The organism is Stenotrophomonas sp. (assembly GCF_032061965.1).
In the GTDB taxonomy this organism is placed as follows: Bacteria; Pseudomonadota; Gammaproteobacteria; order Xanthomonadales; family Xanthomonadaceae; genus Stenotrophomonas.
Genome location: NZ_DAMBEF010000075.1, coordinates 1 through 10115 on the forward strand (window position 1 = coordinate 1; position 10115 = coordinate 10115).

The following is a 10115-nucleotide window of genomic DNA, read 5'->3' on the forward strand; positions in this document are numbered from 1 at the left end:
AGGTGCAGGTGCAGAACAAGCTGCAGCTGGCCATGCCGCTGCTGCCGCAGGAAGTGCAGCGCCAGGGCATCAATGTCGCCAAGTCCAGCTCGGGCTTCCTCAACGTGCTGGGCTTCGTCTCCGAAGACGGCAGCATGGATGAGAACGACATCTCCGACTACGTGGGTTCCAACATCGTCGACCCGCTCAGCCGCGTGCCGGGCGTGGGCTCGATCCAGGTGTTCGGTGGCAAGTACGCCATGCGCATCTGGCTGGATCCGACCAAGCTGCAGACGTATAAGGTCTCGGTCAGCGAAGTGACCGCCGCGGTGCAGGCGCAGAACGCGCAGGTTGCCGTCGGCCAGCTGGGCGGCGCCCCGGCGGTGAAGGGCCAGCAGCTCAACGCCACCATCAATGCGCAGGACCGCCTGCAGACGCCGGAGCAGTTCCGCAACATCGTGGTGCGCACCGAAGCCGACGGTTCAACCTTGAAGCTGGGCGACGTGGCCCGCGTCGAGCTGGGCGCGGAAACCTATGACTTCGTCACCCGTTACAACGGCAAGCCGGCCTCGGGCCTGGCCATCACCCTGGCCACCGGTGCCAATGCGCTGGATACCGCCGAGGGCGTCAGCAAGACGCTGGACGAACTGCGTGCCAACTTCCCGGCAGGCCTGAAGGCGGTGATTCCGTACGACACCACCCCGTTCGTGCGCGTGTCGATCAAGGGCGTGGTCAAGACGCTGCTTGAAGCCATCGTGCTGGTGTTCGTGGTGATGTACCTGTTCCTGCAGAACTTCCGCGCCACCCTGATCCCGACCATCGCCGTGCCGGTGGTGTTGCTGGGTACGTTCGGCGTCCTCGCGGTGCTGGGTTTCTCCATCAACATGCTGACCATGTTCGCCATGGTGCTGGCGATTGGTCTATTGGTGGATGACGCCATCGTGGTGGTGGAGAACGTCGAGCGCATCATGTCCGAGGAAGGGCTGTCGCCGCTGGAAGCCACCCGCAAGTCGATGAGCCAGATCACCGGCGCGCTGGTCGGTATCGGCCTGGTGCTGTCGGCGGTGTTCGTGCCGATGGCCTTCATGAGCGGCTCCACCGGCGTGATCTACCGGCAGTTCTCGGCAACGATCGTGTCGGCGATGGCCTTGTCGGTGCTGGTGGCCATCGTGCTGACCCCGGCGCTGTGCGCCACCATGCTCAAGCCGCTGAAGAAGGGCGAGCACCACGTTGCGCACAAGGGGCCGCTGGGTCGGTTCTTCAACTGGTTCAATAACGGGTTTGATCGCACCAGTGGCAGTTACCAGCGTGGCGTGCGCGGCATCCTGCATCGCCCGGGCCGCTTCATGGCGGTGTTCCTGGCGCTGGTGGTGGTGATGGGCCTGCTGTTCGTGCGCCTGCCCAGCTCGTTCCTGCCCAACGAAGACCAGGGCATCCTGATGGCGCTGGTCAATGCGCCGGTGGGTGCCACCCAGGAGCGTACCCTGGAGTCGATCTACAAGCTGGAAGATCACTTCCTGAAGAACGAGAAAGACGCCGTTGAATCGGTGTTCTCGGTGCAGGGCTTCAGCTTCTCGGGCATGGGCCAGAACTCGGGCATGGCCTTCGTCAAGCTCAAGGACTGGAGCGAGCGCAGCGCCGACCAGGGCGTGGGCCCGATTACCGGGCGCGCAATGGCCGCGCTTGGCCAGATCAAGGACGCCTTCATCTTCGCCTTCCCGCCGCCGGCCATGCCGGAGCTGGGTATCGCCTCGGGCTACACCTTCTTCCTGAAGGACAACAGCGGCGCTGGCCACGAAGCACTGGTCAACGCGCGCAACCAGCTGCTCGGTATGGCAGGTGAGAGCAAGTTGCTGGCCAATGTGCGTCCCAATGGTCTGGACGATACCCCGCAGCTGCGCCTGGACATCGACGTGGCCAAGGCCGGTGCGCATGGGCTGTCGCTGGATGCGATCAACAGCACGCTGGCAACGGCGTGGGGTTCGAGCTACATCGATGACTTCATCGACCGTGGCCGCGTCAAGCGCGTCTATGTGCAGGCCGATGACGGCTTCCGCATGAACCCGGAAGACTTCAATGTGTGGACGGTGAAGAACAGTGCCGGCGAGATGGTGCCGTTCTCGGCCTTCGCCAGCCAGCGCTGGGATTACGGCTCGCCGCGTCTGGAGCGCTACAACGGCGTTTCCGCGCTGGAAATCCAGGGTGAAGCCGCACCGGGCGTTGCATCAGGCGATGCCATGCTGGAAGTGGAAAATCTGGCCAAGCAGTTGCCGCCAGGCTTCAGCATCGAATGGACGGCCGTGTCCTACCAGGAACGCGAGGCCGGTTCGCAGACGCCGCTGCTGTACACGCTGTCGCTGCTGATCGTGTTCCTGTGTCTTGCCGCCCTGTATGAGAGCTGGAGCGTGCCGACCGCGGTGCTGATGGTTGCGCCGCTGGGTATTCTTGGTGCGGTGCTGGCCAACACCATGCGCGGCATGGAGCGCGACGTGTACTTCCAGGTGGCGATGTTGACCACGGTGGGCTTGACCTCAAAGAACGCGATCCTGATCGTGGAGTTCGCCAAGGAGCATCTGGAGCAGGGTGCGGGTGTGATCGAAGCGACGATGCATGCAGTCCGCGACCGTCTGCGTCCGATCATCATGACCTCGCTGGCCTTCGGTTTGGGCGTGTTGCCGCTGGCAATCGCCTCCGGTGCGGGTTCCGGTGCGCAGCGTGCCATCGGTACCGGCGTGCTGGGCGGCATGGTGGTGGGCACCTTGCTGGGCCTGTTCTTCATCCCGCTGTTCTTCGTGGTGGTGCAGCGGGTGTTCAACCGCAAGCAGCTGGCCAAGAACAACGACCTGCCGCAGCAGTAACGGGGCAGGGTAGCGACAAGCAAAAGGCGCCGGAAGGCGCCTTTTGCTTTGCTGGGTCGCCTGTTTGCGGGGAAGGGCAGTTGGCAGCGCCGAGCCATGCCCGGCAGGGGCATTCCGGACAGAGCCAGAAGCCGAAAGCCAAGCCCTCCCCAACCCTCCCCTTTGCTTCGCAAAAGGGAGGGGGTAAGACGCGGACCCGAAGGGCAGCGTGTAGTGCCGAGCCATGCTCGGCAGGGGCTTGCCCAGCAGAGGCAAACCCCCGAAAGGCCACTGCGTACCCACTTCGCCTTGGCCTGCAGCCAAAGGAAGAGGACATATTGCCGTGCATGGCGCTGCGATACAGAACGCAGGGCAAGAAAAAACCGGGCGAGGCCCGGTTGTTTCTAGACTTCGCTGTCAGCCAGTTCCAGTAACTGGGCTTTCTCAACCGCGCCAAGGCGTTGGGCGAATACCGCCAAACGGTTGCAGAGCTCGGCCTGGCGTTCAGGGAAAGCCGCTACCAGTTCACGTTGGACCTGGTGGTAGGCATCCCAGAACGGTGCCGAGCAACGATGTCGTGCGTACTGCTGTCGCAATTGTTCCCCAGCATGCTGGAGCGAACGGCGACTGCTGTCCTGGTTGGGCGTTGTAAGCATCGCTTCACCTCGATGGCAGTGCCCCTGTTCATTGAGCATAGCCGTTTCACATTGCAATGCCACGACGCTGGTCTAGTTTTCTGAGGCCCCCAGTCAGGTTCCGCTCATGGGCTGACACGGTTATTCACCGATGTCTTCATTCCAAATGTCGGGATTTTCGCTGATATACCGGCCCATCATCTCGATACAGCCGGCATCGTTCAGATCGATGACCTGCACTCCGTTATCGCGAAGCCAGTCGATGCCACCGGCAAAGCTGACTGACTCGCCTACAACCACCGTGCCGATGTTGAACTGACGCACCAGCCCGCTGCAGTACCAGCACGGGGCCAGGGTCGTGACCATGATGGTGTTGCGGTAACCACGCTGGCGGCCGGCCTTGCGGAAGGCGTCGGTTTCGCCGTGGATTGAGGGATCGTCCTCCTGGATCCGGCGATTGTGGCCGCAGCCGAGCAGGCGGCCGTCGTTGTGGTACAGGGCCGCGCCGATCGGAATGCCGCCTTCGGCCAAGCCCTGGCGGGCCTCGGCGATGGCGGTTTCAAGCAGGGCACGGTAGTCCGGGGTGGTGATCATGCAGGGTCCTCCAAATGCGTTGGCGTTCATCATAGCGGCCGGTTCAGCTGCTTCCCGCCGCAATCGCGCTGTCGGTGCGATAATCGGGGCATGAGCGAATCCCCCTACAAGACCGGCACCACCCACTTCGGCTTCCGCGACGTACCGGCCAAGGACAAGCAGAAGCTTGTCGGCCAGGTGTTCACTTCCGTGGCCGACAACTACGACCTGATGAACGACCTGATGAGCCTGGGTATTCATCGGCTGTGGAAACGCTACTTCGTGGCCACCGCACAGGTGAAGCCAGGTGACCGCGTGCTGGATCTGGCGGGCGGTACCGGTGACATCGCGGTACTGCTGAAGGAGCGTCTGGGCGCCGAGGGTACCGTGGTGCTGGGCGACATCAATGCCGGCATGTTGTCGGTGGGGCGTGACCGTCTGACCAACCGTGGCCAGGTGTCCGGGTTTGAATGGGTGCAGCTCAACGCCGAGGCGTTGCCGTTCCCCGACCAGAGTTTTGACCTGGTCACCATTTCCTTCGGCCTGCGCAACGTGACCGACAAGGAAGCGGCGCTGCGCGAGATGTACCGCGTGCTGAAGGTGGGCGGGCAGGCGCGCGTGCTGGAGTTCTCGGAAGTTACTGCCGAGTGGTTCAAGCCGATCTACGATTTCCACTCGTTCAAGGTGCTGCCGACGTTGGGCAAATTGTTTGCGCGTGGCGACGCCGATAGCTACCAGTATCTGGCCGAGAGCATCCGCAAGCACCCGCCGCAGGAAGAATTGAAGGCGATGATGACCGAGGCCGGTTTCGGCCGCTGCCATTACAAGAACCTGAGCGCGGGCATTGTTTCGATCCACTCCGGATACAAGCTGTAAGGCTTGGTAGCTTGGAGTATTGGAAAAGGCGGCCATTGGCCGCCTTTTTCTTGTGAGGTGATTTTTCTGGTTGCTGCTGCTGCTGTTGCTGTTGCTTTTGCTTTTGCTGTTGCTGCTGTTGCTGCTTTTGCTGCCGTTGTTGCTTTTGCTGTCACTGCCTTTGCTTTTAATGCCGTCATCCTCGCGCAGGCGGGGATCGCTCTTGTTCTGCTGTTGCCCAGCTCTGCTTGCCTCGGTCTTGGCCTGCTTCTTCCTGAAAGGCACAGAGCGATCCTCGCCTGCGCGGGGATGACGGCAAAAGGGCAGGGCCGTTGCGTTCAGGGCGCAGAACGATCCCCGCCTGCGCGGGGATGACGGCAAAAGGGCAGGGCCGTTGCGTTCAGAGCGCAGAACGATCCCCGCCTGCGCGGGGATGACGCCAAAAGGGCGGGGCCGTTGCGTCCAGGGCGCAGAGCGATCTCCCACGAAAAAGACCGCCCTGCATGCAGGGCGCCGGTTTACCGCAAACGGCGGTTGCCGCACTGCCGCATCGGCCTGCGGCTTTCGGGTTTAAAATCAGCAGTTATCCCCTGAACCGGTTCCAGATCAATGCGTTCACCCTTCTTGATGCTGCCCTTGGCCGTGGCGCTTGTCGCCGGTTGTGCCAAGGAGCCTGCAGCCCCTACCGTCGACCCCGTCGCCCAGAAGCCCGCCGCCGCCGTGAATACCGTCAGCCGCAGCCATGATGAAAGCTCCTACGCCGAACCGGACAAGGTCGTCATCAAGGACCTGGCGCTGGACCTGAAGGTGGACTTCGACACCAAGCAGATCGGCGGCACCGCCACCTATACGCTGGAATGGAAGGACAAGGCTGCCAAGCAGCTGCTGCTCGATACCCGCGAACTGACCGTGGAAAAGGTCGAGGCGCTGGCCGCCGATGGCACCGCCACCGCGTTGCAGTTCGCACTGGCCCCGGCTGACAAGGTGTTCGGCAGCAAGCTGAGCATCGAAACCCCGGCACAGCCGACTACCGTGCGCATCAGCTACCACACCGCACCGACCGCCTCGGGCCTGCAGTGGCTGGAGCCGTCGATGACCGAGGGCAAGAAGCTGCCCTTCATGTTCAGCCAGTCGCAGGCCATCCATGCCCGCTCCTGGGTGCCGCTGCAGGATACGCCGAGTGTTCGTTTCACCTACAGCGCGCACGTAGTCAGCCGCCCGGACGTGATGGTGCTGATGAGCGCCGACAACGATCCGCAGGCCGCGCGTGATGGCGAGTACGACTTCAAGATGCCGCAGCCGATCCCGTCCTACCTGCTGGCCATCGCCGCCGGTGACCTGGTGTTCGAGCCGATCTCCGAGCGCTCCGGCGTCTGGGCAGAGCCGGCCATGGTCAACAAGGCCGCCAAGGAATTCGAGGACACCGAGAAGATGATCGGTGCCGCCGAAAACCTGTACGGCGAGTACCGCTGGGGCCGTTACGACATGCTGGTGCTGCCGCCATCGTTCCCGTTCGGTGGCATGGAGAATCCGCGCCTGACCTTTGCCACCCCGACTGTCATCGTCGGCGACAAGTCGCTGGTGTCGCTGGTCGCGCATGAACTGGCGCACAGCTGGTCCGGCAACCTGGTGACCAACGCCAGCTGGAAGGACATCTGGCTCAACGAGGGTTTCACCACCTATGTGCAGGCGCGCATCACCGAGGCGCTGTATGGCACCGAGATGGCGGAGATGGAGCGCGAGATCGACCAGACCGATCTGCTCAACGAAGTGAAGGACATGAGCCCGGCCGACCAGGCCCTGGCACTGCCGCCGTTGAACGAGCGTGATCCGGACGAGGCGTTGAGCAACGTTGCCTACGTCAAGGGCGCATGGTTCCTGCAGTTCCTGGAGCAGCGTTTCGGCCGCGAAGTGTTCGATCCGTTCCTGCGTGGCTGGTTCAACGACCATGCCTTCCAGAGCGCCAATACCGACCAGTTCGTCGCGTACATGAAGAAGAACCTGCTGCCGAAGAATCCCTCGGCGGTGACCGATGCCGAACTGAAGGCATGGCTGGAAGAACCGGGCATTCCGGCCTTCGCGCAGAAGGCCCGCTCGCGTAACTTTGCCGTGGTCGATACCGCGCGTATCGCCTTCCTGGGCAGTGACAAGTTGCCGAACAGCCAGGTGACTGGCGCATGGAACACCCAGGAATGGGTGCGTTTCATCGACGGTCTGGGTGAAAAGCAGCCGGTCGAGAAGCTGGCGCAGCTGGACAAGGGCTACCACTTCACCGGTACCCCGAACGGCGAAATTGCCATGCGCTGGTACCCGCTGGCCATCCGCAGCGGCTATACCGATGCGCAGGCCGCTGCTGGCGAGTTCATCCAGCGCGTGGGTCGCCGCAAGCTGGTGTTGCCGATTTATGCCGAGCTGTTGAAGACCCCGGAAGGCCTGGCCTTCGCCAAGGAAGTGTTTGCCAAGGCCAAGCCTGGCTATCACCCGATCACCACTGCCTCGGTGGAAGAGATGATCGCCAAGGCCGAAGCCGCGCCGGCGCAGGAAGCGACGCCGAAGCAGTAATTGGCATCAGCATGCTTCAACGCAAACGGCGAGCTCAGGCTCGCCGTTTGTTTTTCCCCACGGCGAACCGCATGGGTTGCATGGGCGCCACGGGTTCCGTAGCCCGGGTAAGCGCAGCGCACCCGGGGCCGTTAGCGCGCAGCTTCTTTTGTAGAGCCGAGCCATGCTCGGCTGGGGCTCTACCAGGAAGGCCTGTGCCGAGCATGGCTCGGCACTACAGGGTAGCTGCCAATCGCCACGCGCCAAGGACCGTTAGCGCATTGTTCTTGCGTAGAGCCGAGCCATGCTCGGCTGAGGCTCTACCAGGAAGGCCTGTGCCGAGCATGGTTCGGCACTACAGGGTGGCCGCCATGCGCCGCGCACCCCGGATCAGGAGAAGGGGAGACGGAGTGCTGGTTGGGATGCGATGAACTCAGGCCGCCGATGCGCGCAGCGCCAGGAACATGTCCACGCAGTCCTCCATCACCTGTTGCTGTGCTGCCTCGCCCAAGGGCGGTTGGCCCATGGCGATCTGCGGCCAGAAGGCGAACGCCTTGAGCATTGCCTGCAATTGGTGGGCCGCCTCGGCGGCGCTGAGGGTGCTGTGCAGCCTGCCGTCGGCCTGTGCCGCGCGCATCCACACCGTCAGGCCTTCTTCCTTCTCGGCGAGCTTTTCCATCAATACCTGTGCGCGCTCGGGTGCGCGCACGAACTCGGCCATCGCCACGCGCGAGAGATCGATGAAGCTGGCATCGCCCAGCAGGCGCAGCTTCTGCGCCATGAACAGCAATAGTTGTCCGCGTAACGACGCTGCGGGGTCATAGCGAACCGGCTCCTGCGCCTGGCTGGCCTCCCACAGCTGCCAGAGGATGGCGGTGAACAGCTCTTCCTTGCTGGCGAAGTGGTTGTAGACCGTGCGCTTGGATACTTCGGCGGTGGCGGCAATGCGGTCCATGCTGGTGCCGGCAAAGCCCTGCTCGCGGAACTCGGTGACGGCGGCGCGCAGGATGGCGGCGCGCTTGCGGTCGGTCAGGCGGGGCGGGCGCTTTTCGTCGGTCATTGCCCATTTTACACCGTTCAGTTTACTTTCTGGAAAATGGAAGTAGACTCGCCAGTGTACTTTTCAGGGCGGAGCCCGATGAAACGTCGTTCCGCCCGCATCCTCATCCTGCTAACGGTGTTGACCGCCATGTCCATTGGACTGCTTACCTGTACTGCCCATCCTGCTGCCGCCTACGACCAGTCGCCGCAATATGGGCAGGGCCGTTTTCATAATCCGGCGAGCATGCGTTCGAACGGCGTGGTGCGAACCCTGGGGGTGCTTTGGCGCTTCCTGTTCGATAAACCGGCCGATGCCACACCGCTGGCACCGATCCCGGTACAACGCCTGACCCGCCAGGCGCTGCTCGCCGCGCCGAACGACAGCCTGTGGCGGCTGGGCCATTCGACCATGCTGCTGAAGCTGGATGGCCATTTCTGGCTGACCGATCCGGTGTTCTCCGAGCGCGTATCGCCGTTCTCGTTCATGGGTCCGAAGCGCTTCCATGCACCGCCGTTGTCGATCGACGAGCTGCCGGAAATCACCGGCGTGATCATTTCGCATGATCACTACGATCATCTGGACCATGACGCGGTGCTGGCGTTGGCGCCCAAAGTGCAGCACTTCGTGACTGCGCTGGGCGTAGGTGATCGCCTGCTGGCCTGGGGCGTCCCACAGGAGAAGATCACCCAGCTCGATTGGTGGCAGGAAACCCGCGTGCAGGGTCTGAAGGTCGCGGCAACACCGGCCCAGCATTTCTCCGGCCGCAGCCTGTCCGATGGCAATCGCACCCTATGGGCGTCGTGGGTGATCGATACCGGCAGTACGCGGATCTTCTTCAGCGGTGACAGTGGCTACTTCGATGGTTTCGCGAAGATCGGCGAGCGCTATGGGCCGTTCGATCTGGCCATGGTCGAGACCGGCGCCTACGACGCCGACTGGCCGGACGTGCATATGCAGCCCGAACAGAGCTTGCAGGCGCATCTGGATGTGCGCGGCAAAGTGATGATGCCTATCCATAACGGCACCTTTGACCTGGCGCTGCACCCATGGACGGAGCCGTTTGAGCGGATCACCGCCTTGGCGGCAGAGCAGGGTGTCGTGTTGACCGCGCCGAAGATGGGAGAGCGTCTGGATATCCGCGAGCCTGCGCCTTCGACGCAGTGGTGGCGCGAGGGGCAGCCGGTTCGGGAGTAGGCGGGCGGCGGCGGGTTGGTGCTGCGGGTTGGAAGGGGACTTTGATTGCTTCATTCCTTCATTTCTTCATTGCTTTTTGCCTTTTTTGCCTTTTTTGCTTTTGCCCTCGTTTTTCCGCTTTTGCACTTTTAATGCCGTCATTCCCGCGCAGGCGGGAATCGCTCTGGCCTTTGGTTTTTGCTTTTACATCGTTCAAAGGTGTGCGTGAAATTGCGTAGGGCAATGACGAATGCCAGAGCAACGGCAAGAACAACGGAAAAGCCGGAGCGATTCCCGCCTGCGCGGGAATGACGGCGTAGGGGCAAAGGCTGGAGCCATTCCCGTCTGCGCGGGAATGACGGCATAGGGGCAAAGGCCGGAGCGATTCCCGCCTGCGCGGGAATGACGGCGTAGGGGCAAAGGCTGGAGCGATTCCCGCCTGCGCGGGAATGACGGCGTAGGGGCAAAGGCTGGAGCGAT

General features: G+C 62.7%; 9 protein-coding genes. 5 read left to right on the plus strand and 4 right to left on the minus strand.

Annotated features, from left to right (window positions below; translation table 11 throughout):
- Positions 1–2837, plus strand: a 2837-nt coding sequence (locus tag RT460_RS19085; protein ID WP_313321308.1) for an efflux RND transporter permease subunit, incomplete at its 5' end; no start/stop codon positions are given.
- 383 nt (positions 2838–3220) lie between these two features.
- On the opposite strand, the gene RT460_RS19090 is transcribed toward RT460_RS19085, so the two are convergent.
- Positions 3221–3472, minus strand: coding sequence for a hypothetical protein (locus tag RT460_RS19090; RefSeq protein WP_313321309.1), 252 nt, complete (start codon positions 3470–3472; stop codon positions 3221–3223).
- 120 nt (positions 3473–3592) lie between these two features.
- The gene (locus RT460_RS19095; RefSeq protein ID WP_313321310.1) at positions 3593–4045 is read right to left on the minus strand and encodes a nucleoside deaminase; all 453 of its coding nucleotides are present in this window, start codon (positions 4043–4045) and stop codon (positions 3593–3595) included.
- 90 nt (positions 4046–4135) lie between these two features.
- On the opposite strand from RT460_RS19095, the gene ubiE reads away from it, so the two are divergent.
- The 3 genes from ubiE to RT460_RS19110 all read left to right on the plus strand — a co-directional run bounded on the left by ubiE (position 4136) and on the right by RT460_RS19110 (position 7441).
- Positions 4136–4900, plus strand: coding sequence for a bifunctional demethylmenaquinone methyltransferase/2-methoxy-6-polyprenyl-1,4-benzoquinol methylase UbiE (ubiE, locus tag RT460_RS19100; protein WP_313321311.1), 765 nt, complete (start codon positions 4136–4138; stop codon positions 4898–4900).
- Between the two features lie 57 nt (positions 4901–4957).
- Positions 4958–5254, plus strand: a complete 297-nt coding sequence (locus tag RT460_RS19105; RefSeq protein ID WP_313321312.1) for a hypothetical protein — start codon at positions 4958–4960, stop codon at positions 5252–5254.
- Positions 5255–5488: 234 nt separating this feature from the next.
- Positions 5489–7441: a M1 family metallopeptidase gene (locus RT460_RS19110; protein ID WP_313321313.1), complete on the plus strand. Its 1953-nt coding sequence runs from the start codon at positions 5489–5491 to the stop codon at positions 7439–7441.
- Between the two features lie 412 nt (positions 7442–7853).
- Here RT460_RS19110 and RT460_RS19115 read toward each other — a convergent pair whose 3' ends face one another.
- A complete protein-coding gene (locus tag RT460_RS19115) occupies positions 7854–8480 on the minus strand; it encodes a TetR/AcrR family transcriptional regulator (RefSeq protein WP_313321314.1) in 627 nt (208 codons plus the stop codon).
- 78 nt (positions 8481–8558) lie between these two features.
- On the opposite strand from RT460_RS19115, the gene RT460_RS19120 reads away from it, so the two are divergent.
- Positions 8559–9656 carry an MBL fold metallo-hydrolase gene (locus RT460_RS19120; RefSeq protein ID WP_313321315.1) on the plus strand — a complete coding sequence of 366 codons (1098 nt, stop codon included), beginning with the start codon at positions 8559–8561 and terminating at the stop codon, positions 9654–9656.
- A gap of 58 nt (positions 9657–9714) precedes the next feature.
- Here the strand turns inward: RT460_RS19120 and RT460_RS19125 are convergent.
- Positions 9715–10115 (minus strand): hypothetical protein (locus tag RT460_RS19125; RefSeq protein ID WP_313321316.1); only part of this gene is annotated, 401 nt, incomplete at its 5' end.

Excerpts from the sequence above, each read along its gene's own strand:
- RT460_RS19120 (WP_313321315.1), top strand. The coding sequence starts at position 8,559 with ATGAAACGTCGTTCCGCCCGCATCCTCATCCTGCTAACGGTGTTGACC.
- RT460_RS19095 (WP_313321310.1), bottom strand. The coding sequence starts at position 4,045 with ATGATCACCACCCCGGACTACCGTGCCCTGCTTGAAACCGCCATCGCC.
- RT460_RS19090 (WP_313321309.1), bottom strand. The coding sequence starts at position 3,472 with ATGCTTACAACGCCCAACCAGGACAGCAGTCGCCGTTCGCTCCAGCAT.
- RT460_RS19110 (WP_313321313.1), top strand. The coding sequence starts at position 5,489 with ATGCGTTCACCCTTCTTGATGCTGCCCTTGGCCGTGGCGCTTGTCGCC.
- RT460_RS19115 (WP_313321314.1), bottom strand. The coding sequence starts at position 8,480 with ATGACCGACGAAAAGCGCCCGCCCCGCCTGACCGACCGCAAGCGCGCC.
- ubiE (WP_313321311.1), top strand. The coding sequence starts at position 4,136 with ATGAGCGAATCCCCCTACAAGACCGGCACCACCCACTTCGGCTTCCGC.